This window comes from Microbacterium sp. Root166 (genome assembly GCF_001427145.1).
Lineage (GTDB): Bacteria > Actinomycetota > Actinomycetes > Actinomycetales > Microbacteriaceae > Microbacterium.
This window is the reverse complement of record NZ_LMGL01000001.1, coordinates 811,642-837,601: the sequence shown is the minus strand read 5'-3', so window position 1 is coordinate 837,601 and position 25,960 is coordinate 811,642. Positions and strand designations below refer to the sequence as shown.

Genomic DNA, 25,960 nt, shown 5'->3' with positions numbered 1-25,960 from the left:
GCCCCTTCTGGTCTTGTGCTCGGGCTCTGTCAGGCGATCACGCGCCGCCGCCGTGCCGTGACCGCGATGGCGCCCACGGCGACGAGCAGCGAGCCGATAAGCAGTCCCGGCCACGGGATGGTCCCGCCCGTCGCCGGGAGCCCGCCGCTGTCGGCACCTGCCGCCGCGATGGTGAAGACGACCGGTGCCGATGCAGGGCCGGTGTTGCCGGCGGGATCTGTTGCGGTTGCCGTGATGGTGTGCTGACCGTTCGGCAGCGGCGTCGTGGGCGTCAGAGTCCAATTGCCGTTGCCGTCCGTCGGCGCGGTGCCGATCGGGGTGCCGTCGACGATGACCGTCACCGTCGAGCCGGGCTCGGCGGTGCCCGTGATCGGCGGAGTGGTGTCGGTCGTCGTCGAGCCGTTGGTCGGGCTGGTGATGACCGGAGCCGCGGGTGCGACGGTGTCCACGGTGAACGTCACGGTGTTCGAGTCCGGGCTCACGTTGCCCGCCGCGTCCGTCGCGGTGGCGACCGCGCTGTGCGGTCCGTCGGACAGCGGTGCGGGGGGCGTGAAGGTCCAGTTCCCCAGCGAGTCGGTCGTCGTGGTGCCGGCGGGAGTGCCGTCGATGACGACGGTCACGATCGAGTTCGCTTCGGCGGTCCCGGTGATCGCCGGAGTGTTGTCGCCGGTCACGGAGCCGTTCGCCGGGGTCACGATCACGGGCGGTGCCGGGTCGAGGGTGTCGACGGTGAAGGTGTTCGTGTTCGAGTCCGGGCTGACGTTGCCGGCCGCATCGGACGCGGTGGCGACGGCGGTGTGCGGCCCGTCGAGCAGGATCCCGGTGGTGATGGTCCAGTTGCCCAGCGCATCCACCGGCGCGGTGCCGGCGACGACGCCGTCGATGCGGACCGTGACGGTCGAGAGCGGCTCGGCGGTGCCGGTCACGTCCGGGGTGTTGTCACTGGTGACGGACCCGTTCGCCGGTGTCACCAGCACCGGTGCCGCCGGGGCGACGCTGTCGACGATGAAGGTGTTCGTGTTCGAGTCGACGCTGGTGTTTCCGGCGGCGTCGGTGGAGGTGGCGTGGACGGAGTGGGATCCTTCCGTCAGCACGGGCGAGGTCAGCGACCAGGCGCCGCTTCCGTCGGCGGGGGCCGTGCCGACGGAGACGTCGTCGATGAACACTTCCACCGTCGAGTTCGCCTCGGCGGTGCCGGTGATCAGCGGTGTCGTGTCGTTCGTGATGGAGCCGTTAGCGGGCGTGGTCACGACCGGCGCGACAGGGGCGATGCTGTCGACCAGGAAGGTGTTGGTGGCCGAGTCGGCACTGGTGTTTCCGGCCCCGTCCACGTAGTTGGCGCGGACGAAGTGCGTTCCCTGGGTGAGCGAGGGCGACGTCATGGACCAGTTGCCACTGCCGTCAGCGACGGTCGTTCCGATCGAGGCGCCGTCCATGAGGACGGTCACGGTGGCGTTCGCCTCGGCGGTGCCGGTCACCAGCGGTGTGGTGTCGTTGGTCACCGAGCCGTCGGCGGGCGTGATCACGGTGGGCGGCGCAGGGGCCGTGGCATCGACGTCGAAGGTGTTCGTCGGTGACGGCGGGCTGACGTTGCCCGCGGCATCGGTCGAGACGGCGAACACCGTGTGCGTTCCCTCGGTCAGGACCGGTGAGACCAGAGACCAGTTGCCGGCGCCGTCGGCCTGAGCGTTGCCGGCGAGGTCGCCGTCGATGGTGACGGTCACCATGGAGTTCGGCTCCGCGGTGCCGGTGACCAGCGGTGTGGTGTCGTTCGTCACCGAGCCGTTTGCCGGGTTGACGACGAGCGGGGCAAGGGGAGCGGCCGTGTCGACGGTGAAGCTGACGGTGTTCGAGGGCAGGCTGACGTTGCCCGCCGCGTCCGTCGAGGTGGCGACGGCGCTGTGCGGGCCGTCGGCGAGGGTAGCCGGCGTGAGCGTCCAGTTGCCGCTTCCGTCAGCCGTCGGAGTGCCGGCGACGATGCCGTCGATGGTGACCGTCACCGTCGAGTTCGGCTCTGCCGTGCCGGAGATGGGCGGCGTGTTGTCGTTCGTGATCGTGCCGGTGACGGGGGTCTCGATGACCGGCGGCGCCGGCGCGAGCGTGTCGACGGTGAAGCTGACGGTGTTCGAGTCGATGCTGACGTTGCCGGCTGCGTCGGTTGAGGTGGCGGCGGCCGTGTGGGGGCCATCGAGAATGATGCCGGTGGTGAAGTTCCAGTTGCCGCTGCCGTCGGCGACGGCGGTGCCGGCCGGGCTGCCGTCGATGCGGACGGTGACGGTCGAGTTCGCCTCGGCCGTGCCGGTGATGGTGGGCGTGTTGTCACTGGTGACCGTGCCCGTGACGGGAGTCAGGATCACGGGTGCCACGGGGACCGTGGTGTCGACCACGAAGGTGTTGGTCGGCGACGACGGGCTGACGTTGCCCGCCGCGTCCGTCGAGGTCGCCCGCACGGTGTGACTTCCCTCGGCGAGCGCCGGCGAGGTCAGCGACCAGTTGCCGCTGCCGTCTGAGGGTGTCGTGCCGATCGAAGTGCCGTCCATGAACACAGTGACCGTGGTGTTGGGCGCGGCGGTGCCGGTGACCAACGGTGTGGTGTCGTTCGTGGCGGAGCCGTCCGCGGGTGCGACGACGACGGGCGCAGCCGGAGCGATGGTGTCGACCGTGAAGTTCACGGTGTTGGAGGGACCGCTGACGTTGCCCACGGCATCCGTCGCCGTCGCGACCGCTGTGTGCGGGCCGTCGGTCAGCGGGCTCGGCGGGGTGAAGGTCCAGTTGCCGGCCCCGTCGGTCAGGGTCGTGCCCGCGACGGTGCCGTCGATGCTGACCGTGACGGTCGAGTTCGCCTCGGCGGTGCCGGTGACGTTCGGGGTGCTGTCGCTCGTCACCGACCCGTTCACCGGCGTGACGATGACGGGCGGAGCCGGGGCGACGGCATCGACGACGAAGTTCCTCGGAGGAGATGTCAGCGAGGACTGGCCCGCGACCGTCTGGATCGCGGTGGCCGCGTGCGGGCCGTTGGTGAGGGGAGTCGTCGGGGTGATCGACCAGTTGCCGCCGGCGTCGGCGGTGGTCGTTCCGATCGAAGTGCCGTCGACGAAGACCTGGACCGTCGCGTTCGGGAAGGCCGTACCGGTGATCGCAGGCAGCGGACCGGTCGTGGCGCCCTCGGCCGGGGTGACGATGACCGGGGCGGTCGGCGGGCAGTCGATGCCACCTGCGGGAGCGGTCGCGGAAGCCTGCAGGGGGAGGACATCGACCGAGACCTCTGCAATGGGGGGAAGCAACGGGAGCGGATCGAAAACCGTCACCTCGATCGTCAGCAGCGACGAGGTTGCCGCCACCGAGGTCGCGCTGAGATCGGTGATCGTCGGAGTCGGGTTGAGCCGAACCGTGACATCGCCGAGACCGACCAGGGTGACGCTGATCTCGGGGTCCGCCTCGGTCAGCGGGGTCTCCACACCACCGATCGTGACCGTCACGGCGCCGGGGTTGTAGTCGACCGATCCGATCGTGGTGCCCGGGGCGGTGGCAGTGAGCGTCGTCGCTCCGAGCACATCGACGGTGACCGCTCCCCCGAGGATGCTGATCTGGTCGACGGCGCCGGTCGCGGTGCTCTGGACGCCGTGATTGAGGCCGGTGTTCAGCGCGAGGCCGGTCTCGCCCTCGGAGCGCGAGACTCCGAGCGACACCACGCTGTCGAGCAGAAGCAGGCCGGGCAGGACGTCTACGGAGGCGACTTCGGTCGTCGCGCGCGCCAGCGGTCCGGTCGTCACGCAGGCGTTGTCGCCGTTCCAGTTCGCTTCGTCCGTTGTGCTGAGTGCGCCGATGTTGAGCAGAGGTGTGTTGACCGCGAGAAGGTCATCGACAAGGGGTGCTCCCGCGTCCGGCGGCGCAGACTGCCTGTTGCTCGCGACGGTGATAGGCAATCCGACGACCGCCGCCCGCAGGTTGCTTGAGATGGCGTCGGAGCGCGGGGTGACCGTCGAGCCGGTGCGAGCGTCGCTCGCTGCGACGCCGATGCCGACGAGATCGACTCCGAGGGCGTCGATCTCCGCTTCGATGACATCCGCGCCGGCGGATCCGCTCCACGTCGCCGTGGGTGGCGCCGCCATCGCTGGAGCTGTGCTGACCGTTGCAAGACCGATGACGAGCGTCGCTGTCGTAGCGGCGACGATGATGCGCTTCAATGTTCCCCCAATGTCGCGAACGCCGTGCCTATTGCGTCGGACCTTATCGATAGTCCAACCAATGCGCTATGGGCCACTCGGCGGACACGGAATTTCCGGTTGACCTCGGCCTAGGCTGAGCGCATGTCTCCGAGCGCCCCCACGCCCCCTCCCCGCGCCGCGGACGCGTCGCGCGGAGCCTCCGGGCGCGTGGGCCCAGATGCTCCGCATGATCCCGCCGCCGCCCGGGGGATCTCCCGCCGCACCCAGTCCGAGGTCTACCGCGCTGGGATAAGCGGAACCCGCCCCCGAGTGCCGGTCGATGCCGCTCAGCTCAAGGACGCCGCGCGCCGTGCCCTGAGCGCCGAGGCGTTCGCGTACATCGCCGGTGGCGCCGGCGCCGAGCGCACCATGCGCGCCAATACCCGGGCCTTCGGCCGCTGGCAGATCTGGCCCCGGCCGCTGCGCGACGTCTTGGAGCGCGACCTGTCGATCGACTTCCTCGGACGTCGCCGGCCGACGCCCCTGCTGCTGGCTCCGCTGGGCGTCATGGAGATGGCGCACGACGACGCCGACCTCGCGGTCGCGCGGGCCGCGGCATCCTTCGGCGTTCCCTACACGCTCAGCAATCAGGCCTCGTTCCCCATGGAGGCGGTCCGGGATGCCGCGCCCGGCGGTGCACGCCTGTTCCAGCTCTACTGGTCGGCCGACGACGACCTGAACGCGTCGCTGCTGCGGCGGGCCGAGGCATCCGGATGCGAAGCCATCGTCGTGACGCTCGACACCCACCTGCTCGGCTGGCGCACCCGCGATCTCGACCTGGCGTACCTGCCGTTCACGCGCGGCATGGGCATCGCCCAGTACACGAGCGATCCGGTCTTCCAGCAGCTCGTGCGCGACAGGGTGAGGAAGGGACCGGATGCCGCCGCCCCGCCCGCCGCGCCGGTCAAGCTCACCCCGAAGACGGTCGCCGCGGGCGTGAAGATCGCCCGCAAGGGGGCGGCGCTCACCGGAGCCGGGCTGCGTGAGAACCTCAGGTCGCCGCTGCCGCGTGCCGCGGTGGAGACGTTCCTCGACGTGTTCTCGACGCCCGCGCTCACGTGGGACGACCTCGCGAAAGCTCGCGAGTGGACGAGCCTGCCGATCCTGCTGAAGGGAATCGTGCACCCGGAGGACGCCTCGCGCGCCATCGACGCCGGCGTCGACGGGGTGTGGGTCTCGAACCACGGCGGCCGCCAGATCGATCAGTCGGTGCCGACGCTCGAGGCGCTCCCGTCTGTCGTGGATCGCGTCGACGGCCGCGTGCCCGTGGTCTTCGACTCGGGAGTGCGTCAGGGCTCCGACGCGTTCATCGCCTTGGCGCTGGGCGCCACGGCCGTCGCGATCGGCCGCCCCTACGCTTACGGACTCGGCCTCGCCGGCGAGGAGGGCGTACGCGAAGTCGTGCGCAACATCCTCGCCGAGCTCGACATCACGCTCGGGCTGTCGGGTCACACGTCGATCGCCGAGGTCGCACGCGACGCCCTGCGCGAGATCTGACCTGAAATCCGGGGGCTGGCACCCATGGGCGGATGCCGGTGTGGCCGTAAGCTGGGCCGGTGACCACGCCTCCTCCGCACCCGCAGCAGCCGTACAACGCGAACCAGCCCGCCCCGTTGTCTCCCTCGGACGAGAAGCTCTGGGCGACGCTCGTCAACGTCGGCGGGATCTTCTTCAACTTCCTGCCCGCGCTCATCGGCTACCTCGTGCTGAAGGACCGCGGACCGTTCGTGCGCTCGCACACGGCCACCGCACTGAACTTCCAGCTGACGCTGCTCATCGCCTACATCGTCGGCGGCGTGCTGAGCATCGTGCTCATCGGCTTCTTCATCATCTTCGCCGCGTACATCCTCAATATCGTGTTCTGCATCATCGCCGCCATCAAGGCGAACAAGGGCGAGTGGTACCAGTACCCGATGTCGATCAAGTTCGTCCGCTGACACCAGAACCTCAATCGCGGCAATATTTTTGCCGCCACCCGCGCGCCACCCGCCAGTCAGGCCGGTGGCGCGCGGTCGTCCCGCCCAGCGGTCGCGTACTCGTGACCGGTCGGGCCGGTCCACACCAGCAGGTCGTCTTCGAACCGCGCCCACCACTTGGTGTGGTGCTTGAGCCGGTGATGACGCCGGCAGAGGTGGGCGAGGTTGTCGTGATCGGTGCAGCCGCCGTCTTCCCACGCGACGCAGTGGTCGACGTCGCAGCCTGAGGCCCTGCGACCGCACCCCGGGAAGCGGCAGGTGCCGTCGCGATCAGCCAGCCACGCGCGCAGCGCGGCAGGCGGACGATACGTCTGGCGATCGTGCACGAGCACGACGCCGCTCACCGGGTGGGTGAGGATGCGCCGCCACGACGTCGCCTGAGCGGCGAGCACCATGGCGGTGTCGAGGGGGATGGGGCCGTAGCCGTCGAGGACCGCCGGCTCATCGCTGTGACCGAGCAGCGTCAGCGCGGGAACGGTGATCGACACGTTCACCTTCACACCCGGAAGGGATGCCGCGGCATCGGCCGCATCGGCCACCGACGCCGGGCGCGCGGAGCGCAGCAGCGCATCGACGAGCGCGTCCGCGCGCAGCTGATCGCGTGTGCGAGGGTCGCCGGCAGCCTGCTCATCCATGGCCACGCCGGTGAGGATCATGTGGGCGAGCTCGGCCTGCATGACCGGAAGGTAGGTCATGAGCCAGGCCATGCCGTCGCGCGCAGGCTGCACTGTCACGCAGCGGGAGGCCGCGGCATCCGTCGCCCGTCGCTCGATCGAATCGGGGTGCACGTGCTCGCGGATCCGTCGGCAGCACGCGGCGAAGCGGCCGGCCGGGATGTCGAGCCGCCCGCCCAGGACGGCCGTCTCGAAAGCGCCGACGGCCTCGGGCGGCAGCGACTCGGCCTCTTCGATGATCGCGCGGGCGTGCGCCCACGAGAGCTCGCCCGAGGTGAGGGCTGCGGAGGTGGCGGGGAGGTCCGAGGCCAGCACGCGCGCCTCGTCGATCAGCCGCCCGGCGGTGCGCTCCGCCAGCCGCAGCGCGCATGCGACCTGCGCGCGAGTGGAGCGCTCGACGAGGTCGGCGCGCTCGTCGGCGCGATCGACACCCACGACGATGAGCTCTTCGTGCGCGACGTTCGCCCGACGCAGCCGATCGATGAGGTCGGCTTTGCGTGCCGCGAGGGATGCCTCGTCCCGGCGCAGCCGGTGAAGCTCGTCGACGATGCGCTCCGCGTCTTCGCAGAACAGGGCATCGGGCGTCGACATGACTCCACGCTACGCGGGGGTTCCGACATCCGATTCGCCTGATGAGAGGCGGAATACGGATACCGGGACGCGCCGCACGCCGGCTGCGGAGACCCCCGATCCCGTCCAGCCGGGCCCGTCGAGGCATCCGTCATCGCCCGACTAGAATCGACGGATGCCGCGGCGCTCGCCGCATCAGGCAGAAAACCCATCCCGACCATTGGAGCCACCGTGGCCGAGCAGTCCCGCCTCGACAAAGTCATCGCCCTCGCCCGTCACCGCGGGTTCGTGTTCCAGGCCGGTGAGATCTACGGCGGATCCCGCTCGGCATGGGACTACGGCCCACTCGGCACGGAGCTCAAGGAGAACATCCGCCGCCAGTGGTGGCAGACGTTCGTGCGCGGTCGCGGCGACATGGTCGGCCTCGACTCGTCGGTGATCCTCCCCAAGCGCGTGTGGGAGGCCTCCGGCCACGTCGCCACCTTCACCGACCCTCTCGTGGAGTGCCTGCAGTGCCACAAGCGCTTCCGCGCCGACAACCTCATCGAGGACTTCGAGGCTCGCAAGGGTCGCGCGGCCGAGAACGGCCTGGCCGACGTGCCCTGCCCCAACTGCGGCAACAAGGGCCAGTACACCGAGCCGAAGGCGTTCTCGGGTCTCGTGAAGACGTACCTCGGCGTGGTCGACGACGAGTCGGGCCTGCACTTCCTGCGTCCAGAGACGGCCCAGGGCATCTTCATCAACTTCTCGAACGTGCTCACCGCCAGCCGCAAGAAGCCGCCGTTCGGCGTCGGCCAGGTGGGCAAGGCGTTCCGCAACGAGATCACGCCCGGAAACTTCATCTTCCGCACCCGCGAGTTCGAGCAGATGGAGATCGAGTTCTTCACGCCGCCCGCCGAGGCCGGCGAGTGGTTCGACCACTGGGTCGAGGCGTGCTGGAACTGGTTCATCGACCTGGGCATCGACGCCGACAACCTGCGCCGCTTCGACGTCCCCGAGGACGACCGCGCGCACTACTCCGCCGGCACGATCGACGTCGAGTACCGCTTCGGCTTCACCGGCAAGGAGTGGGGCGAGCTCATGGGCGTCGCCAACCGCACCGACTACGACCTCTCGAGCCACACCGAGGCGTCGGGCCAGAGCCTGACGTACTTCGACCAGGCGTCGGGCGAGAAGTACACGCCGTACGTCATCGAGCCGTCGTTCGGCCTCACGCGGGCCATGATGGCGTTCCTCGTCGACGCGTACCACGAGGAGGAGGCGCCGAACGCGAAGGGCGGCACCGACACCCGCACGGTGCTCAAGCTCGACCCGCGCCTCGCGCCGGTGAAGGTCGCCGTGCTGCCGCTCTCCCGCAACGAGCGCCTGTCGCCGCTGGCGCGCTCGGTCGGCGATGAGCTGCGCGCGCAGGGCTGGAACACGGACTTCGACGACGCCGGAGCCATCGGCCGACGCTACCGCCGCCAGGACGAGATCGGCACGCCGTTCTGCGTCACGGTCGACTTCGACTCGCTCGACGACAACGCCGTGACCGTCCGCGATCGCGACACCATGGCGCAGGAGCGCGTGCCGCTCGAGGGCCTCGTGGGCTTCCTGTCGGAGCGGCTCAAGGGCGCCTGACCCGATCCACAACGGTCCCCACGCCCACTCCAAGCGCCGCTGGCGCGTCGCTCGGAGCCTCCGGGCGCGTGGGCCCAGCCTCCAGCGGGCCGGGGCATCTGTCGTCTGTGCCACCTGTGGAGTGCTTAGCCTGAGGTCATGACCATGACCTATCGCGGGACCACCGCTCTCATCACCGGTGCGAGCGCAGGGCTCGGCGAGGAGTTCGCCGAGGAGCTCGCAGCCCGCGGCGCCGACGTCGTCCTGGTCGCCCGGCGCGCGGACCGGCTGGACGACCTCGCCGACCGCCTCGGCACCGAGTACGGCGTGACCGCGACCGCGGTCGCGATGGATCTCGCGACACCGGATGCCGCGGCATCCGTCCGGGCGGCCCTCGTCGATCGAGGCCTGACGATCCAGACGCTCATCAACAACGCCGGGTTCGGCATGCGCGGTGCGCTCCTCGAGGCCGACCCGGAACGCACGGCGCAGATGGTGCAGCTCAACATCGGGACGCTCACGGCGCTGACGCGCGAGTTCCTCCCCGATCTCGTGTCCGCCGGCACCGGCGCGCTCGTCAACATCGCGAGCGTCGCGGCCTACCAGCCCTGCCCGAACATGGCCGTCTACGGGGCTACGAAGGCGTACGTCCTCAGCCTCACCGAGGCGCTCGCCTACGAGACCCGCCGCTCGGGCCTGCGCGTGCTCGCCGTCAGCCCCGGAGCCACCGCGACCGAGTTCTTCGACGTGGCAGGTGGTGCTCCGGATGCCGCATCCGGCCGCTTCCAGACACCCCAGCAGGTCGTGGCCCGAACCCTGCGCGAGCTCGACCGGCGCCACGGGCCTGCGAGCTTCGCGTCAGGCCGAGTGAACGCCATCACTGCGAAGGTCGCCGGCATCCTGCCGCGTCGTCTGGTTCTCGCCGCCGGCGGGCGCGTGCTGCGCTGAAGGACTAGTTCGCCGCCCCGTCGCCATCCACGACCGCGGCGGCCGCCCGCTTCGCCTTGACCACCGTCTCCGCCTCGACGGGAAGCGTGACACCGGCCTGCTTGAGCGCGAACGCCTGCATCAGCGTCGTGAGGTCGAGTCCGGTGAGGTTCTTCACGACCTCGGTGCCCTCTCCGAGCACCTTGCCGACGGTCTTGGTCATCTCGGAGGCGCCGTCGGTCGAGACCACGGTGAGCTTGTCGATCGAGGCGATCGGCTCGGCCGCCGCACGCACGATCTCGGGCAGGCGCGAGATGAGCTCCTGCGCGAGAGCCGCTTCGCCGTACTTCTGCAGCGCGAGCGCCTTGGCGTCGGTCGACGCGGCCTCGGCGAGGCCCTCCGCCTGAATCGCCGATGCACGCGCCTCACCCTGCGCCTTGATACCGGCCGCGAGCGCGACCTGCTTGTCACGCTCGGCCTCACCCGAGAAGCGCACGGCGGCGGCGTTGGCCTCAGCATCTTGGACGGCGGCGACCTTGTTGGCCTCGGCGATCTTGGTGCGCTTGAAGGCGTCGGCCTCGGTGGCGGCGTTCGCGGCGTCGCGCAGGGCGGTGGCGCGCTGCACCTCGGCGTAGGCCTCTGCCTCGGCGGGCTTGCGGATCTCGATGTCGAGGCGCTCCTGCGTCACGAGCGCCTGCTCGGTGAGCGCCTCGCGCTCCTGCACGGCGACGAGCTTGTCCTGCTCGGCGGTCGCGAGCTGGCCGGAGGCCTGCGCCTCGGCGTTCGCACGATCGGTCTCCGCCTTGATCGTGGCCTGCTTGAGGCTCAGCGCCTTCTGGCGCTCGGCGATCTGCTCGGCGGCGTCGATGCGCGCGAACTCGCTGGCGCGGGATGCCTCGGCCTCGCTGATCTCGGCGACCTGGCGCGCGCGGGCGGCCTCGGCGCGACCGAGGTTGGCGAGATAGTCGCTGCCGGGCGTCGAGATGTCGCTGATGTTCAGCAGGTCGACCTGGAGGCCCTGCTCGACGAGGTCGGTCTTCGTCTCGGCGACCACGCGGTCGGACAGGCCCTTGCGATCGGAGATGATCTGCTCGATCGTCATGTCGCCGATGATCGAGCGCAGCGAGCCCTCGAGTGACTCCTTGATGATCTCGGTCAGTGCGCCCTGCTGCGAGAGGAAGCGCTGGGCGGCACGGCGGACGCCGTCCTCGGTGCCCGACACCTTGAAGTTGATGGACGCCTTGATGGCGATCTTGATGCGGTTCTTGTCGACGCCCTCGACCGTGATGCCGATCTGGCGCTGCTCGAGCGAGATCGAGAAGCCCTGCTGCAGGATCGGCCACACGAACGTGCGCCCGCCGATCACGACGCGCTGACCGACTCCCGAGTCACCCTCGCGCGGCTTGCCGGCGCCGCGGCCGACGATGACGAGCGCCTCGTTCGGGGGAACGCGGCGGATGCGGCGCGCGATGAAGACGAGGAGCGCCAGCGCCGCGATGACGAGCGCGATGACGGCGATGACCTGGACGAGGAGCGGATCGAGCATGCGGAGCCTTCCGTTGGCGAGGAGGTGAAGAAAGAGCGAGGGTCAGTCGGCGATGATCTTGACGCGAGTGCCGGAGTGCTCGATGACGCGGATGCGCACGCCCTCGGCGATGGTCTCGTCGGCGTACGCGAGGCGGCGCTCGACTTCTCCCGGGCCGTCGAGGCTGACTTCGCCTCCGGATGCCGAAACCGTCGAGCGCGTGACTCCGGTGAGCCCGACCGCCGTCGTCGGCACGCCGTCGGAACTCTTGGTCAGCCGCTTCACGAAGAGAGCGGCGACGACGTAGGCGCCGATCGCGAGCACGATCGCCAGCACGTACGCCCACACCACGTCGAGCCCGGAGGTCAGGGTCAGCACGCCGGACGCGCCGAACACGACGGCCGCGATGCCGAGTGCGGTGCCCGAGATGGCGCCGTCGCCGATGTCGAAGTGGTCGAAGATGTCGCCGAGGATCAGCGAGATGAGGAGCACGACGAGGCCGACGCCTCCGACGATCAGGAACGGCAGCAGCACGGTCGACCTTCCTCGAGCGGGCCGCGAGGGCCCAGGTCGTCTCAGCCTAGGGCGTCGCCCCGCGCTGCATCGAGGACGTGTGGAAAGTGCCTTCCACCGACGCGAGCGAGAGTCAGTCCGTGACGGTGAACTCCACGGACCCCGTCTCGCCGGCGACGACGCGGCGGTAGTCCTCGGCGATCATCTCGCGCAGCACCGCCGTGTCGATCGTCTCGAGGTCCTTGATGTAGAGGCATCCGGCCCCCGTCTCGTGCGGTCCGAGCGCAGCGAGGTCGTCCGCGTGCGCACCGGTGTCGAGCAGATAGACGGTAGTGGCCTGCTTGCGCGGCGCGAAAGCGGCGATCGGAACGTCGCCCTCGGTCTTGGTCGGGTACCTGTAATGGCACGAGCCGAACCCGACGATCGTGCCCCATAGCTCGGGCTCGCGTCCGGTGACCTCGCGCATCAGCGCGACCATGGTCTCGGCATCCCGCTGCCGCTTCGCCGGCGTGACTCCCGCGATGAACGCGGCCACGCTTCCGCCTGTCTTCTGCATCAGACTCCTCCGCCGCCGGACTTGGCCGCGGCCTTCATGGCGCGCTTGTGCTCGCGCACCTTGGTCAGCGACTCGGGCGAGACGATGTCGGCGACGCTCCGGAACGAGCCGTCTTCGCCGTAGGGAGAGGATGCCTCGCGCCAGCCGTCTCCGGTGAACCCGTACTGCTTGCCCAGCAGCGCCAGGAAGATCTTCGCCTTCTGCTCGCCGAAGCCGGGCAGGCCCTTCAGCCTCTTCAGGACGGTCGGGCCGTCGGGGTCGCCGTCCGTCCAGATCGCCGCCGCCTGGCCGCCCCACTCGCGGTCGACCGTGGCGCACAGCTCCTGCACGCGGCCGGCCATCGAACCGGGGAAGCGGTGCACGGCGGGGGTGGCCTTGAACAGCTCGGCGAAAGCGTCGGCGTCGAAGGTGGCGATCGCGGCGGCGTCGAGGGTTCCGGCGCGCTCGGAGATCTTCAGCGGACCAGCGAACGCCGTCTCCATCGCGACCTGCTGGTCCAGCAGCATGCCGATGAGGAGGGCGAGCGGGTCTTCGGTGAGGAGCGCGTCGGCGGCGTCGTCGCCCGTGATGTGGAGCGTCATGGCGCCCAGTCTGGCACCCGGCCGCGCGGCCCGGGACCCCACCGAGCCGGGCTCTTTCGGTTAGGTTGTCAGAACTGAAAGCGCGACGCCGCGCCCGAGCCGCGGGAGGACCGGTCTATGCCCGATCGTCGCGCGCTTTCCACCGCGCGCCTGCTCCTTGCGCGCGCCTGGGCGCGCACGGGGCTGCTGGCGACCGCCGCGGTCACCGTCGCTTCCGCCGCCGCGACGGTGTCGCTCGTACTGGTGTGGCTGGCACGGTCCGTCGAGATGGCCGGCGATCCGCCGCCACCGGGCGTGGAGCCCGCGGTGGTGCAGGCGCAGGTCGAGACGGGTGCCGTCGCCCTCGCGTCGGCCGCGCCCGCGCTCGTGCTGCTCATCGCGATCCTCGCCGGCACCGGCGTCGCGCAGCTCGCCCGGCTCATCGCCGCCGCGCGCGAGCACGAGACGGCCGCGATCCGCGGGCGCGGGTTCTCGAGCCCGCAGGCCTGGGCGGCCGACGCGCTCGAGGGGATGGTGGTCGCCGTCGTCGGCGCGCTCGTCGGCGTCGCGGTCTCGGCGGCGGTGCTCGTCGTCCTGGGCACCTCCCCCGCCGCCGTTCCCGCGCAGTGGCCGTGGATCCTCGCCACCACCGTGATCCTCGCGGTGGTGTTCGTCGTCGCGCTACGCCGGGGTGAGAAGCGCAGCGGATCGGCTCGCGGCGCGCGGGCGACGACGGCCGCCGCCGTGGTGATCGTCCTCCTCGCGGCCGGACTCGTGGTCTGGCAGCTGCCCCTCGCCCGCGGCAGCGGCTTCGATCCGATCGTCGCGATCGCGCCGGCGGTCATGCTGATGACCGCCGCGCTGCTCGCCCTCGCCGTCTTCGGCGCGGGGTCGGCCGCGCTCGCCGGCCCTGCCGCGCGTGGCCGGTCGCTCGTGCCGGGCTACCCCGCACGCCAGGTGGCGCGGCGGCTGCAGATCTACGCCGTCGCCGTGATGCTCGTGGCGCTGACGTCTGCGCAGGCCGTGTTCGCGTCGGCCTACGCCGGAAGCTGGCAGGCCATGACCGACGACTCGGCCGCGGTGCGTGCCGGCGCCGATCTGCGCGTCGACCTCGAGCCGCAGTCAGCGTCGCCGTCCGACGTCGCGGATGCGGCCGCAGTGACGGGAGTGGATGCCGCGGCCCCCGCCCTCGAGACGCCGATCGAGATCGGCTCGACCGAGGCTCAGCTCGTCTCCGTCCCGGCCGAGATGATCGCACCGGTCGTGACGCCGGCCGGCGGACTCATCGACAAGGAGGCGCTGATCGCCGCGGCGGACCCGGCGTCGGGCGCGGTGGAGAGCGACCCCGTTCCGCTCGGCGCCCAGGCCACCGGCATCCGGGTGACCGCCACGGTCGATGCGCAGGCCGGCAACCCGGCGTCGCTCGGCCTGGTGGCCGTCGTGCTCGACGCGACAGGGACGCCCACCGCGGTGCAGCTCGATGGAGCGGTCGAGACGGATGCCGGCACCCCCGCGTACGCGGGCGAGGGTGCGCTCCCCGCTGGGACCGCGCCGTGGCGTCTGCTCGCCATCGCCGCGGGGCTCGGCCCGAGCATCGCGGGGGTCGACATCACCGTCACGCTCGACACCGTGGAGGCCGTCGGCGCAGAGCCGCTCGATGTCGCCGGATCGGCGACGCTCGGCGCCGGCGGCGACCTGGACGCCGTGGTGTGGCTCGCCGACGGAGGGGTGCTGGCCGAGGCGGACCCCGCCGCGGATGCCGATGCCGACGCGCCGCCGGTGGAAGCCGTCGTGACCGATGCCCTGGCATCGCGCCTCGGCATCGGCGTCGGGGATCCGGTCGAGTTCCGCTACGCCGGCACCGGACGTCAGGGAGCGGCGACGGTCTCGTCCGTCGTCGAGGCCGTCCCGGGCGCTGCGACGCCGCTCGCACTGTTCGTGCCTATGGAGACCCTGCTCACCTCGCAACTGCAGCGCGGCACCTCGATCGTCCCGCCGAACGCCGTCTGGGCCACCGGCGAGCTCACCGCCGACGACGAACTCAGCGCCGTGCTCGGTGACCGCCCCGTCACGACGGCGGCTCCCGGAGTGGCGGCCGACGTCGTCGGCGCTCTCGTGGGCGGCTGGTGGATCGCCACGATCGGCTCGATCGCGCTCTCGCTGGTCGCGGCCTTCGGCATCGTGCAGACCCTCGCCATCGCCCGCCGCCGCGAGCTCGGCGTCCTGCGCGCGCTGGGCGTGACCCCGGCACGCCAGGCCCGCATGCGCGCGGGCGAGCTCGGCGGCGTGTTCGCAGCCGCTCTGGCGCTCGGCGCCGGCGCCGGCGTGCTGGTGGCCTGGCTCGTCGTGCCGGCTCTGGTGCGGGCGGTGACCCCCGGCATCCTTCCGCTCGCCTCCGGCCTCACCTTCTCGTGGCTCCCGCTCGCGATCGGCCTCGTGGCGCTCGCCGCCGGTCTCGCCGTCGTCGTGACGGCCTCCGCCATCGGCACGCACCGGGCCGCCCGCGGCGCGACCGTCGGAGAGGAGTCGCGATGACCCGTCGCGTGTCCGTCCCCGCCCTGGTCGCGCACCATCTGCGGTCGCACGCGGGTGGCGGCGCCGTCGTCGCAGCTCTCGTCCTGATCCTGGCACTCATCGCGTCCGCTGCTCCGCTGGCCCTCGGCATCCTCGGCGACGCCGCGCTGCGCGACCGGCTCGGAGGGCTCTCGGCCACCGAGCGCGACGTGATCGCCGACGTGCCGGGCGCTCCCCAGCTGCCGAGCGACATCCCGGCCGAGCTCACGACCGAAGAGGTGTGGGGGTCTTTCGCCGCTGCGGTCGACGGCATCCGTGCGGGCGCCGAGCCGCTGCCCTCGATCCTGGGCGAGGCGCGCGTCGTCACCCTGAGCAGCGACAATCCGCTCGCTGAGTCGCCGCGCACGCAGGAGCTCACCGTCGCCTTCGCGCCGGGCTACGAGGACGAGATCCGCATCGTTGAGGGCCGGCTGCCCGAGCCCGCCGCGCCGGCGGATGCGAGCGGCTCGTCGTCCGTCGAGGTCGTCCTCTCCACCGAGACCGCGAGCCAGCTGGAGTGGGCGGTCGGAGAGTCCCGGACCATCACGGCCTTCTCGGGGCCGATGGAGGTGGTCCTGGTCGGTGTGTTCGAGGCCGTCGACCCCGACGCCGACTACTGGCAGCACGTCCCCTCGGTGCTCGAGCCGAAGATCTTCGACGACGGCAACTCGCCGCGCCGCACCACCGGCACCGCTTTCGCGCATCCCGCGTCGCTGGCCACCGCCCACGTGCCCGGGGTCTACACGACCCGGGTCTGGTACCCGACGGACGTCGACGGCGTGGACGCCGCCGACGCCGAGCAGACCGTCGCGGCACTGCGTCAGCTCACCTCGGTGTCGCACACGATCGGCTCCTCGGCGGACGGCGTCGGCATCCTCTCGCTGCGGTTCGACGCCGATGTCACGAGCGAGATCGAGCTCGCGCTCGCGCAGCGGGCGTCCACCGAGGGTGTGATCGCGATGCTCGTCGCCGGACCGGTCGGCGTCGCCGCCGCCGTCCTGCTCCTCGGCTGCCGGCTCATCCTCGAGCGGCGGCGCCCGAGCCTGCGTCTGCTCTCGGCCCGGGGGGCATCGGCCGGCCAGCTCCGGGCGATCCTGGGTACCGAGGGCGTGCTCGTCGGGCTGCTTCCCGCCCTCCTCGGCGCCGGCGCGATCGCCGTCGCCGCCGCGATCGTTCTGGGAAACCCTCCCAGCGCTGCGGGCATCGGCGCCGCGCTGCTCATCGGGCTCACTCCGGTCGTCATCCTCATCCTGCTCGCGCCTTCCGTCGCCGAGCGACCGGCCCGCGCCGACCTCGGCCGCACCGGCTCGCGCCTGCGGCTCATCGTCGAGGGCGTGGTCGTGGGTCTGGCCGTCGTCGGCCTCGTGCTGCTGTTCGTGCGCGGCTACAGCGCCGGGGTCGATCCGCTGCTCGCCGCCACACCTCTCCTGCTCTCGCTCGTCGCGTGCCTGATCACGCTGCGGGTGTACCCGCTGCCGCTCGCCGCGCTCCACGCCCGCGCCCGCCGTGCCGTCGGGCTTGACGGCTTCCTCGGGTCCGCCCGCGCGCTGCGCGAACCGGCGATCGGCCTCACGCCGGTGCTCGCCCTGGTGGTCGGGGTCTCGGTCGCCGTGTCGTCCGGCATCCTTCTCTCCGCCCTCCAGAGCGGGATCACCGAGGCGTCCCGCGCGCAGATCGGCGCCGACATGCGGGTCACCGGCGCGAGCTTCACGCGCGAGCAGATGGACCGTGTCCAGGACATCGACGGCGTCGCGGCAGCCACCGGCATCTCCGGCGCGGAACCGGCGACCCTCGACATCAACGGACAGAAGCGCGCCACCTCGGCCTTCGTCGTCGACGCGGCCGAGCTGCGCGCGGTGCAGGGCGACGGGCCCGGGATGCTGCCGCCCGGCGTCTCGCTCGAGCCCGTCGACGGCGGCACCATGCCGATCGTCGTCTCCGGACTCACCGCCGAGCTGATCGACGGCTCGACCGAACTGCGGCTCGGCGGGGTCGACGCCGAGGTCGTCGGCGTGACCAGCGGACCGGTTCCGATCGGGACGCGCGAGAACTGGGTCTCACTCGACGCCTCGTACGCCGAGGAGGTGCTCGGGCGGGATCCGGCCGACCGCACCGTGCTCGTGCGGCTCGACGACGGTGCCTCGCCGTCCGCGGTCGAGGCCGGGCTGGTCGAGGTCCTGGGTCAGGACGTCCGCATCGACACCGCGGATGAGATCGCGTCGCGCATCGAGTCGGGCCCCGCCGTGCAGGGAGTGCGGTTCGCGCTCCTCGCGGCTACGGCGGTCGCCGCGCTGCTCAGTGCCCTCGCCATCGTCATGACGCTGTCGCTGGTGGCCGGCGCTCGCGCCCGCGTGCTCGCGCTGCTGCGGACGCTCGGTGCCCCGCGCCGCGCGTCGACCTCGCTCGCGCTCTGGGAGATCGGGCCGCCCACGGTCGCGGCGATCATCGCCGGCACGATCTTCGGCGCCCTGGTGCCGCTCGTCGTGCTCGCCGCCGTCGACCTGCGGCCGTTCACCGGCTCGTCCGTCGCACCTGCCTACCGGGTTGATCCGGCGATCCTGGCGCTGACCCTCGGCGGATTCGTGGTCGTCGCGGCCGCGCTCACCGCCCTCACCCTGCTCGTCTCCCGGCGCATCCGCGCCGCCGGTGCCCTGCGCACCGTCGAGGAGGGCTAGCAATCGTGGAAAGGATGGGAGCATGGCCGTCGTGAGTGCATCTGACGCCGACATCCTGTGCGTCGACCTCGTGCGGATCTTCAAGGTCTCCTCGGGCAGCGGCCCGGGCGTCGAGGTCCAGGCGCTGCAGGGCCTGAACCTGCGCGTCGACCCCGGCGAGCTCGTCGCCGTCGTCGGAGCCTCGGGCTCGGGCAAGTCGACGCTGCTGTCGATCCTGTCGAGCCTCGACCAGCCCACGGCGGGCGTCGCGCACGTCGCCGGCCACGACCTCCTCACCATGAAGGAGAAGGAGCGCGTCGAGTTCCGGCGCCGCAGCGTGGGCTTCGTCTGGCAGCAGACGTCCCGCAACCTGCTGCCGTACCTCTCGGCGAGTGAGAACGTCGCCGCGGCGCTGTCGATCACGCGCGACGTGCGCGGCTCGGCCGCGCGCCGCACCAGGGTCGCCGAGCTGCTCGAGCTGCTCGAGGTGGGGCACTGCGCCGACCGCCGGCCCGCCGAGATGTCAGGCGGCGAGCAGCAGCGCGTCGCCATCGCGGTGGGCATCGCGAACCGCCCGCGCGTGCTCCTGGCCGACGAGCCCACCGGCGAGCTCGACGACACCACGAGCGCCCACGTGCTCGAGGCCATGCGCTCGGTGAACCGCGAGCTCGGGGTGACGACGCTCATCGTGACGCACGACCCGTCGGTCTCGGAGCACGTCGCCCGCACAGTCCAGATCCGCGACGGACGCACCTCGACCGAGGTGCTGCGCTCGACCCGCACCGACGAGCACGGCGCCGAACAGCACGTCGCCGAAGAGTACGCGGTGGTCGACCGCGTCGGCCGCCTCCAGCTGCCCGACGAGTTCGTCACCGCGCTCGACCTGCGCGAGCGCGTGCGCCTGGCGCTCGAGCCCGACCACGTCGGCGTGTGGCCCGGCAGGCGAGCCGAGGCGCCGGAGGCCGACGCGCCTGCAACGACCGAACCCGCGCCGACCGAGGAGTCCTCATGAGCATCGCGCTCCGTGGCGAGCAGCTCTCGCGCACCTTCCGCTCCGCCGCCGGCGAGGTGCACGCGTGCGTCGACATCGACATCGAGGTGGCCGAGGGCGAGCTCGTCGTCGTGCGCGGCGCCTCGGGTGCCGGCAAGACCACGCTCCTCAACCTGCTGGGCGGCCTCGACCGGCCCACGTCCGGCCGGGTGTGGATCGGCGAGGTCGACGCCACCGACCTCGACGAGGATGCCCTGGCCGAGCTGCGGCGCGAGCGCCTCGGGTTCGTGTTCCAGTCCTTCGGCCTCATCCCGATCCTCTCGGCGGCGGAGAACGTCGAGCTGCCGCTCCGCATCTCGCGCACGCCCGCTGCCGAGCGCGACGAGCGCGTCGCCGACGCCCTCCGGCTGGTGGGCCTGGCCGATCACGCGGCCCAGCGCCCCGGCGAGCTCTCGGGCGGCCAGCAGCAGCGCGTGGGCATCGCGCGCGCGATCGCCGCCCGCCCCCGCGTGCTCATCGCCGACGAGCCGACCGGACAGCTCGACTCCCGCACCGCCGCCACCGTGATGGACCTCATCGGCGACCTCGTCCATACCCAGGGCCTTGCCGCCGTCGTCTCCACCCACGACCCGCTGCTCGTGCAGCGGGCGGACCGCGTCATCGAGCTGCACGACGGCCGCGTCACTTCGGCCACCGCCGCCGCGCCGCGGACGCGCGCCGAGGCGCGGCAGCAGCGCGCAGAGACCGCCTGATCGCCCAGGGTCCTCTCCACGGCGGATGGGAGGATGGATGCCGTGACCGACGGCCCTGAACTCCTCGACGAACTCGCCACCCACGCCCATCGCACGCACGTCGTGGTGATCGGCGGCGGCATCGCGGGCCTCGCCGCCGCGCTCGAATGCGCCAAGGTCGGGATGCCGGTCACCGTGCTCGAGGCGTCCGACCGCTTCGGCGGAACCATCGCGACGGTGCAGCTCGACGGACTGCCGGTCGACACGGGTGCGACCTGCTGGTCGGCCGGGGGAGCGATGAGCGCACTGGTCGACGAGCTCGGTCTCGGCGCGAGCGTCGTCGAGGCTCGTGCCTCCGGCGTGTGGATCACCGGGCTCGCCAAGGGCGGCGCGGCACCCGTCCCGGCCCAGTCGCTGCTCGGCATCCCCGCGAATCCGTGGGATGCCGGCGTCCGCCGCTTCATCGGCTGGAACGGCGCCTGGCGCGCCTACCTCGACCGGCTGCGCCCGCCGCTCACGATCGGCAAGGAGCGCAACCTCGCCAAGCTCGTGCGCACCCGCATGGGCGATGCGGTGCTCGAGCGCATGGTGGCCCCGCTGACCGCCGGCCGCTTCGGCATCCGCCCCGAGCATGTGGACGTGACCATCGCGGCACCCGGTCTCGGCGCCGCCCTCACCCGCACCGGCTCCCTCGGCGGAGCCGTGGCCGATGTGCTCGTCGATCGCCGGAAAGCCTCCTACCAGAGCCTCGAGGGCGGGCTCGGCCGGATCGTCGACGCCCTGGTGGAGCGCCTCGGCTCGCTCGGCGCGACGCTCCACACCGGCGTGCGGGTGGATTCGATCGCCCCCGACGAGAAGGGCCGCTGGGTGGTCGGGCACGAGGCGCACGCCGACGTCGTCCCCCTCGCTCCCGCCGATGCGCTGTTCGTCGCGACCGACGACGTCACCGCTCGCGGCCTGCTCTCCCCGCATCTGCCCGCTGCGCTCGACGAGTCGATGACGGATGCCGCGCCCCGCCGCGACATCGTCACGCTCGTGGTCGACGAGCCCGCGCTCGACGCGTCGGCTGGAGTCGAGGTCTACGCCGTCCCCGGGGCGCTGCGCGCCTCGGGACTCGTCCACCAGACCGCTCGATGGGAGTGGCTGGCCACGGCCGCCGGGACATCACGTCACGTGCTGAGCGTCGCGTTCGACGCGCAGCGCGGCGCTGCCGCCGCCACCGACGGGCTCGCGCCCGCTGACATCGCCGCGCTCGGCCGGGCCGAGGCATCCGCTCTCCTGGGCGTCGCCCTCGGCGAGCAGTCGATCCGCGCGGTGCACCACGGCTCGTTCGTCCTCGCTGCACCCGACTCGGCGTTCGGTCTGCGCGAACGCACCGACGCCGTGCGCGACGCCGTGCGGGCCCGTCCCGGCCTCGCCGCGCTCGGCGCCTGGCTGTCGGGGAGCGGGCTGGAGCGGGTCGTCGCCGACGCACGGGAGCAGGCTGAGAGCGTGCGCCGGGCGGCGCTGTTCGGGGCTTCCCGCTCGAACTGAACGCCTCGCCACGGCGCTTGTCAAGGGTGGATGCCGGAATCGGAATACAGGGCTACCCTGGGATGGTCATCAGGCGCACCACCGAGCGTGAGGAGACCCCATGAGGGGCAAAGCAGGACTCGTCATCGGAATCGCCATCGGGTACGTACTCGGCACTAGAGCCGGTCGCGAACGCTACGAACAGATCAAAGGCCAGTGGCTGAAGGTCTGGAACATGGACCCGGTGCAGGAGCAGGTCGGCAAGGTGAAGGACTTCGCGGCATCGACCGCGATGGCCCTGCCCAGCACGCTGTGGGACTCGGCCGTCAAAGTCACCCGCGCCGCCACGTCCAAGGGCAGCCCGGGCCAGAAGCTCGATGCCGCCATCAAGGTGAGCAAGGATCAGGCCGACGACGTCGGCACCGCCGCCAAGACCTCCGCGAAGGCTGCGAAGGACGCCGTCGACGACCTGATCGACGACGCGACCGGAGACACGCCCGCCGCGGGCCGAGGCGGGGCGTGACGTGACCTCGCCGCGTGGATTCAAGGACCGCGCCGACGACAGCCTGCTCACCCTGATCGGTGACATCCCCGAACTCGTCCGCAACCTCGTCATCGCCGAGGTCGAAGCCGCCAAGAAGTGGGCGGCCCGCACGGCGAAGGACGGCGGCTGGGGTGCGCTGTGGATGTTCGCCGCGCTGTTCGTGCTGTTCTGGGCGGTGCCGGTCCTCGGCACCTTCATCATCGCCGGGCTGTCATCGTGGTGGCCGGTGTGGCTGTCCGCGCTCGTCGTCTTCTTCGCGATGCTCATCGTGACGGCGATCCTGGCGCTGCTCGGCATCCTGCGCTTCCGCAAGATCGGAGCGCGCCAGAACCCGGTCCAGGCGATCGCCCAAGACGTGAAGGAGGTGCGCGATGAGTTCTGACGCGCCCGTGCCCCTGCCCCGCACCGCGGTGAAGCTCGGAATCACCGACCCGGTCGAACAGGCCCGTGCCGAACTCAAGGCGGCGCTCGCGGCCATCGAGGTCAAGGGGAACGTCCCGCGCCGGGTGGCTGTGGCGATCGACGACTCCATCTCGAAGGCCAAGACCTTCCAGCGACGCAACCCGGCGCTGGCCTCTGCGGCCGTCGTGGCGGCCGCGGCCCTCGTCGGCGGAATCGTCTGGGGCTTCGTGCGGCTCTACACCCGCTGAGGCTCCGGGCGACCGGACACCGAACGGACACTCCGGCAGGACCAGGGGTATGCTCGGAAGCAGAGGCAGTGCAATGGTGCGGATGCTGTCGATCGAGCGAACCCGATTCAGTTCGCGCATCGGCTGCTCGGACTCCGGGGCGGCCGACTGAGCACCACGAGAGTCGACCCCAATGAACACAGCCCACCAGCACGTGCCCGCCAAGCCCCTCACGGGCTGGCGCGTCCTCGTGCCCCGCGGCGGTCCCTGGGGCGACGGTGTCGCAGCCACTCTGCGCAGCCAGGGCGCGACGCCCGTCATCGCCCCGCTCATCAACTTCGCTCCCACCGAAGACATCGCCGCACTCGAGAAGTCGCTCGCCGACCTCGCGTCAGGTGTCTTCGACTGGCTCACGGTCACCAGCGCGACGACCGTCGATGTGCTCTACGCGTACCGCGCGGTCGTGCCGGCGACCACGAAGATCGCCGCCGTCGGCGAGACCACCGCGGCAGCTCTTCAGGCGGTCGGCTACCGTGTCGACCTCGTCCCCGAACGCGACAACTCTGCGGCGGGCATGGCCGAGCAGCTCATCGCGCTCGAGCCCGAGGCCCGCGACATCCTGACGCTCCGCAGTGAGATCGCCAAGCCCGTGCTGACCGAGATGCTCGCCGCCGCAGGACACCGGGTCCGCAGCGTGGTCGCGTACCGGACCGTCGGCGTGCCCGTGACGGACCGCATCGCCGAGGACGTCCGCTCCGGGCGCATCAATGCGATCCTCGTCACCAGCGGGTCGGTCGCCCAGCAGGTGCACGAGCAGTTCCCCGACGTCCCCGAGACGACCCTGATCGCGGCCATCGGTCCGCGCACCGCGAAGGACGCCGAGCGCGCCGGCCTCGAGGTCGACGTCGTCGCCGAGACGCAGACCGTCGCCGCCCTCATCGACGCGGTCGCCCGGTTCTCGCTGCCGCACGCGGCCGACGAGTTCGCCCCGCGCACCGGCGTGCTGCGTCTGCCCCGGCAGGACTGACCGCGAGTGCGGGCATGACTCCGGCGCCTCGCGTCGTCGTCCTCGCGGGCGGCGTGGGCGGCTCCCGCTTCGTGCTCGGCATGAGAACGGCCCTGCGGGAACGCGGGATCGACGACACCGCCGCCGCGCTGACCGTGGTCGTGAACACCGGCGACGACCTGTGGCTGTCGGGCGTGCGATTGCAGCCCGACGTCGACTCGATCACCTACGCGCTGGCCGGCGTGAACGACGCCCAACGCGGCTGGGGCCGGGCCGGCGACACCGAGCGGGTGAACGAGGAGCTGCGGGCCTGGGGCGCGGGATGGCCCTGGTTCACGCTCGGCGACCTCGACCTGGGCACCCACCTCGCCCGCACCGGCTGGCTGCGCGAGGGGCTCGCGCCCTCGCAGGTGCTCGAGCGCATGGCGGCCCGATGGGACCTGGGCGCACGGCTGCTGCCGATGACCGATGCCGAGGTCGACACCGTGGTGACGGTGCGCGAGGGTGACGGCATCCGCTCGATGCACTTTCAGGAGTGGTGGACGCGCTTCCGCGCGACGCTCGAGCCCGTCCGCTTCGACAATCCCGGCATCTCCTCGGCCGTGCCCGCTCCCGGTGTGCTGGAGGCGATCGCCGAAGCCGACGTGGTGCTGCTGGCGCCCTCGAACCCGGTGGTCTCGATCGGTCCGATCCTTTCCGTGCCGGGGATCAGGGATGCGCTGCGCGCCGGGCGTGCGCCCGTGGTCGGGCTGTCGCCGGTGATCGGCGGACGCGTCGTGCGCGGCATGGCCGATGTCTGCCTGGCGGCGATCGGCGTCGAGACGTCGGCCTCCGCCGTGGCCGAGCACTACGGCTCGCGCGGCGCGGACGGCCTGCTCGACGCCTGGCTGATCGCCGAGGAGGACGAACCTCTCGCCGCCGCGGTCGCGGGGCTCGGCATCCGCTCGCTCGTCACGCCGTTGTGGATGACGGATGCCGCGCGCTCGGCGGCTCTCGCCGAGGCCGCGCTCGTGACGGCCGGCCTCTGACGTGCCCGAGCTGACCTGGTTCGCGTGGGCCGCGCTCGCCGTGGCCGCGCTGATCGTCGGACTGTCGAAGACGGGGATCCCGGGGGCCGGGACGATCGCGGTCGCCCTCTTCGCGGCGGTGCTGCCCGCGAGGCAGTCGACGGGGACGCTGCTGCTGCTGCTGATCGTCGCCGACCTGTTCGCCGTCGCCATGTACCGGCGGCACGCGAACTGGAAGGCGCTGCTGCGACTGGCGCCCGCGGTGGTCGTGGGCGTGCTCGCGGGCGTCGTGTTCCTGGCGTTCGCCGACGACGCCTGGGTGAAGCGCACGATCGGGGTGATCCTGCTCCTCGTCATCGCCGTGACGATGCTGCGGCGGCGGTTCGGGGCCGCGGTGGCCGACGACGGGCCGCACCGCGTCGCGGCCGCGACCTACGGGACCCTCGGCGGCTTCACCACGATGGTCGCCAACGCTGCCGGGCCCGTCATGTCGATGTACTTCCTCGCGGCCCGCTTCCCGGTGAAGGAGTTCCTCGGGACCGCTGCCTGGTTCTTCGCGATCGTGAACCTCTTCAAGGTGCCCTTCTCGATCGGGCTGGGCATCATCACCGTGCCGGGGCTGGCGCTGGACGCGGTGCTCGTCCCCCTCGTCGTGGTCGGCGCGCTGCTCGGCCGCTGGATCGCCGATCGCATCGACCAGCGGGTCTTCGAGCGGCTCGTGATCGTGTTCACCGTCGTCGGAGCGGTGTACCTGCTGCTCTGAGACCGAGCCGTGCCGTTTCAGTCGACCCAGGGCGACGGGCGGTCGTTGTCGCGCTCGCCGTCGTCGGGGAAGTGGGGCAGCTCGTACCCGCCCGCCCGGATGCACAGCCACCGCAGCTGTCCCGGGCTGTCGGGGGTCGCGCGCCAGGTGCGCCAGATGTTCTGGCCGACCCGCACGACCGAACCCGGGTGCACGTCGACGACCTCGTCGTCGAGCCCCATCTGGCCTTCGCCCTCGAGGAAGACGTAGAGCTCCTCGACGCGGGAGTGGGTGTGCCAGTAGCCGGCCTCTTCGCCCGGCTCCAGGGCATTCGCGGACATGCCGATGAACTGCATCGTCATGTCGTGGTCGACGATGCGCCGGCCGTCGCGCGAGCTGTCGGGCCGGAAACCGCCGTAGTGCGCCCGCCACTGGTCGAGCCCGCCCATCTCCAGCACTTCGTAGTCGCTCATGCCGCCAGGC

22 protein-coding genes are annotated in these 25,960 nt (G+C 71.6%); 15 read left to right on the top strand and 7 right to left on the bottom strand.

Features of this window, described 5'->3' with window-relative positions; genetic code table 11:
• Positions 1-29: 29 nt before the first annotated feature.
• Complete coding sequence (locus tag ASD56_RS16125) at positions 30-4,112, bottom strand: Ig-like domain-containing protein (RefSeq protein ID WP_157535751.1); 4,083 nt, start codon at positions 4,110-4,112, stop codon at positions 30-32.
• 198 nt (positions 4,113-4,310) lie between these two features.
• On the opposite strand from ASD56_RS16125, the gene ASD56_RS03715 reads away from it, so the two are divergent.
• Complete coding sequence (locus tag ASD56_RS03715; RefSeq protein WP_082541228.1) at positions 4,311-5,705, top strand: alpha-hydroxy-acid oxidizing protein; 1,395 nt, start codon at positions 4,311-4,313, stop codon at positions 5,703-5,705.
• Positions 5,706-5,764: 59 nt separating this feature from the next.
• Positions 5,765-6,145: a DUF4870 domain-containing protein gene (locus ASD56_RS03710; RefSeq protein ID WP_055961330.1), complete on the top strand. Its 381-nt coding sequence runs from the start codon at positions 5,765-5,767 to the stop codon at positions 6,143-6,145.
• Positions 6,146-6,201: 56 nt separating this feature from the next.
• On the opposite strand, the gene ASD56_RS03705 is transcribed toward ASD56_RS03710, so the two are convergent.
• On the bottom strand, positions 6,202-7,449 hold the full coding sequence (locus tag ASD56_RS03705; RefSeq protein WP_055961326.1) for an HNH endonuclease signature motif containing protein: 1,248 nt from the start codon (positions 7,447-7,449) through the stop codon (positions 6,202-6,204).
• 210 nt (positions 7,450-7,659) lie between these two features.
• Here ASD56_RS03705 and ASD56_RS03700 point away from each other — a divergent pair, with 210 nt between their 5' ends.
• Entirely contained in the window at positions 7,660-9,048 is a 1,389-nt protein-coding gene (locus ASD56_RS03700) for a glycine--tRNA ligase (protein WP_055961323.1), read from the top strand.
• Between the two features lie 138 nt (positions 9,049-9,186).
• A complete protein-coding gene (locus tag ASD56_RS03695; RefSeq protein ID WP_055961320.1) occupies positions 9,187-9,975 on the top strand; it encodes an SDR family NAD(P)-dependent oxidoreductase in 789 nt (262 codons plus the stop codon).
• Between the two features lie 4 nt (positions 9,976-9,979).
• On the opposite strand, the gene ASD56_RS03690 is transcribed toward ASD56_RS03695, so the two are convergent.
• The 4 genes from ASD56_RS03690 to ASD56_RS03675 all read right to left on the bottom strand — a co-directional run bounded on the left by ASD56_RS03690 (position 9,980) and on the right by ASD56_RS03675 (position 13,129).
• Positions 9,980-11,500, bottom strand: coding sequence for a flotillin family protein (locus ASD56_RS03690; protein WP_055961316.1), 1,521 nt, complete (start codon positions 11,498-11,500; stop codon positions 9,980-9,982).
• Between the two features lie 42 nt (positions 11,501-11,542).
• Positions 11,543-12,013 carry an NfeD family protein gene (locus tag ASD56_RS03685; protein ID WP_235565505.1) on the bottom strand — a complete coding sequence of 157 codons (471 nt, stop codon included), beginning with the start codon at positions 12,011-12,013 and terminating at the stop codon, positions 11,543-11,545.
• 112 nt (positions 12,014-12,125) lie between these two features.
• Positions 12,126-12,548, bottom strand: coding sequence for a DUF1801 domain-containing protein (locus tag ASD56_RS03680; protein WP_055961313.1), 423 nt, complete (start codon positions 12,546-12,548; stop codon positions 12,126-12,128).
• The gene (locus ASD56_RS03675; RefSeq protein ID WP_055961311.1) at positions 12,548-13,129 is read right to left on the bottom strand and encodes an HhH-GPD-type base excision DNA repair protein; all 582 of its coding nucleotides are present in this window, start codon (positions 13,127-13,129) and stop codon (positions 12,548-12,550) included. The genes ASD56_RS03680 and ASD56_RS03675 overlap by 1 nt, the downstream gene beginning before the upstream one ends.
• A gap of 117 nt (positions 13,130-13,246) precedes the next feature.
• On the opposite strand from ASD56_RS03675, the gene ASD56_RS03670 reads away from it, so the two are divergent.
• The 11 genes from ASD56_RS03670 (at position 13,247) to ASD56_RS03620 (ending at position 25,498) form a co-directional block, all read left to right on the top strand.
• The gene (locus tag ASD56_RS03670; RefSeq protein ID WP_055961308.1) at positions 13,247-15,643 is read left to right on the top strand and encodes an FtsX-like permease family protein; all 2,397 of its coding nucleotides are present in this window, start codon (positions 13,247-13,249) and stop codon (positions 15,641-15,643) included.
• On the top strand, positions 15,640-18,336 hold the full coding sequence (locus ASD56_RS03665) for an FtsX-like permease family protein (protein WP_055961304.1): 2,697 nt from the start codon (positions 15,640-15,642) through the stop codon (positions 18,334-18,336). Before ASD56_RS03670 ends, ASD56_RS03665 begins: the two co-directional genes overlap by 4 nt.
• Positions 18,337-18,358: 22 nt before the next feature.
• Positions 18,359-19,327, top strand: coding sequence for an ABC transporter ATP-binding protein (locus ASD56_RS03660; protein ID WP_055961301.1), 969 nt, complete (start codon positions 18,359-18,361; stop codon positions 19,325-19,327).
• A complete protein-coding gene (locus ASD56_RS03655; RefSeq protein ID WP_055961298.1) occupies positions 19,324-20,058 on the top strand; it encodes an ABC transporter ATP-binding protein in 735 nt (244 codons plus the stop codon). The genes ASD56_RS03660 and ASD56_RS03655 overlap by 4 nt, the downstream gene beginning before the upstream one ends.
• A gap of 42 nt (positions 20,059-20,100) precedes the next feature.
• Positions 20,101-21,570, top strand: a complete 1,470-nt coding sequence (locus ASD56_RS03650) for a protoporphyrinogen/coproporphyrinogen oxidase (RefSeq protein WP_442922376.1) — start codon at positions 20,101-20,103, stop codon at positions 21,568-21,570.
• Positions 21,571-21,670: 100 nt separating this feature from the next.
• A complete protein-coding gene (locus ASD56_RS03645; protein WP_055961290.1) occupies positions 21,671-22,072 on the top strand; it encodes a hypothetical protein in 402 nt (133 codons plus the stop codon).
• Between the two features lies 1 nt (position 22,073).
• Positions 22,074-22,475: a phage holin family protein gene (locus ASD56_RS03640; protein WP_055961287.1), complete on the top strand. Its 402-nt coding sequence runs from the start codon at positions 22,074-22,076 to the stop codon at positions 22,473-22,475.
• Positions 22,465-22,743: a hypothetical protein gene (locus ASD56_RS03635; protein WP_055961285.1), complete on the top strand. Its 279-nt coding sequence runs from the start codon at positions 22,465-22,467 to the stop codon at positions 22,741-22,743. Before ASD56_RS03640 ends, ASD56_RS03635 begins: the two co-directional genes overlap by 11 nt.
• Positions 22,744-22,915: 172 nt before the next feature.
• Complete coding sequence (locus ASD56_RS03630; RefSeq protein WP_055961282.1) at positions 22,916-23,749, top strand: uroporphyrinogen-III synthase; 834 nt, start codon at positions 22,916-22,918, stop codon at positions 23,747-23,749.
• A 14-nt stretch (positions 23,750-23,763) separates the two neighbouring features.
• Positions 23,764-24,756 (top strand): 2-phospho-L-lactate transferase, encoded by a 993-nt coding sequence (gene cofD / locus ASD56_RS03625; RefSeq protein ID WP_055961279.1) that lies wholly within the window; start codon positions 23,764-23,766, stop codon positions 24,754-24,756.
• A gap of 1 nt (position 24,757) precedes the next feature.
• Entirely contained in the window at positions 24,758-25,498 is a 741-nt protein-coding gene (locus ASD56_RS03620) for a sulfite exporter TauE/SafE family protein (RefSeq protein ID WP_055961276.1), read from the top strand.
• 17 nt (positions 25,499-25,515) lie between these two features.
• On the opposite strand, the gene ASD56_RS03615 is transcribed toward ASD56_RS03620, so the two are convergent.
• Positions 25,516-25,950, bottom strand: coding sequence for a cupin domain-containing protein (locus tag ASD56_RS03615; protein WP_055961272.1), 435 nt, complete (start codon positions 25,948-25,950; stop codon positions 25,516-25,518).
• Positions 25,951-25,960: the final 10 nt, after the last annotated feature.

Bases quoted from the DNA above. Each gene is read 5' to 3' on its own strand.
- ASD56_RS16125 (WP_157535751.1), bottom strand. From the start codon at position 4,112: ATGGCGGCGCCACCCACGGCGACGTGGAGCGGATCCGCCGGCGCGGAT.
- ASD56_RS03715 (WP_082541228.1), top strand. From the start codon at position 4,311: ATGTCTCCGAGCGCCCCCACGCCCCCTCCCCGCGCCGCGGACGCGTCG.
- ASD56_RS03705 (WP_055961326.1), bottom strand. From the start codon at position 7,449: ATGTCGACGCCCGATGCCCTGTTCTGCGAAGACGCGGAGCGCATCGTC.
- ASD56_RS03695 (WP_055961320.1), top strand. From the start codon at position 9,187: ATGACCATGACCTATCGCGGGACCACCGCTCTCATCACCGGTGCGAGC.
- ASD56_RS03690 (WP_055961316.1), bottom strand. From the start codon at position 11,500: ATGCTCGATCCGCTCCTCGTCCAGGTCATCGCCGTCATCGCGCTCGTC.
- ASD56_RS03680 (WP_055961313.1), bottom strand. From the start codon at position 12,548: ATGCAGAAGACAGGCGGAAGCGTGGCCGCGTTCATCGCGGGAGTCACG.
- ASD56_RS03675 (WP_055961311.1), bottom strand. From the start codon at position 13,129: ATGACGCTCCACATCACGGGCGACGACGCCGCCGACGCGCTCCTCACC.
- ASD56_RS03670 (WP_055961308.1), top strand. From the start codon at position 13,247: ATGCCCGATCGTCGCGCGCTTTCCACCGCGCGCCTGCTCCTTGCGCGC.
- ASD56_RS03665 (WP_055961304.1), top strand. From the start codon at position 15,640: ATGACCCGTCGCGTGTCCGTCCCCGCCCTGGTCGCGCACCATCTGCGG.
- ASD56_RS03660 (WP_055961301.1), top strand. From the start codon at position 18,359: ATGGCCGTCGTGAGTGCATCTGACGCCGACATCCTGTGCGTCGACCTC.
- ASD56_RS03655 (WP_055961298.1), top strand. From the start codon at position 19,324: ATGAGCATCGCGCTCCGTGGCGAGCAGCTCTCGCGCACCTTCCGCTCC.
- ASD56_RS03645 (WP_055961290.1), top strand. From the start codon at position 21,671: ATGAGGGGCAAAGCAGGACTCGTCATCGGAATCGCCATCGGGTACGTA.
- ASD56_RS03635 (WP_055961285.1), top strand. From the start codon at position 22,465: ATGAGTTCTGACGCGCCCGTGCCCCTGCCCCGCACCGCGGTGAAGCTC.
- ASD56_RS03630 (WP_055961282.1), top strand. From the start codon at position 22,916: ATGAACACAGCCCACCAGCACGTGCCCGCCAAGCCCCTCACGGGCTGG.
- cofD (WP_055961279.1), top strand. From the start codon at position 23,764: ATGACTCCGGCGCCTCGCGTCGTCGTCCTCGCGGGCGGCGTGGGCGGC.
- ASD56_RS03615 (WP_055961272.1), bottom strand. From the start codon at position 25,950: ATGAGCGACTACGAAGTGCTGGAGATGGGCGGGCTCGACCAGTGGCGG.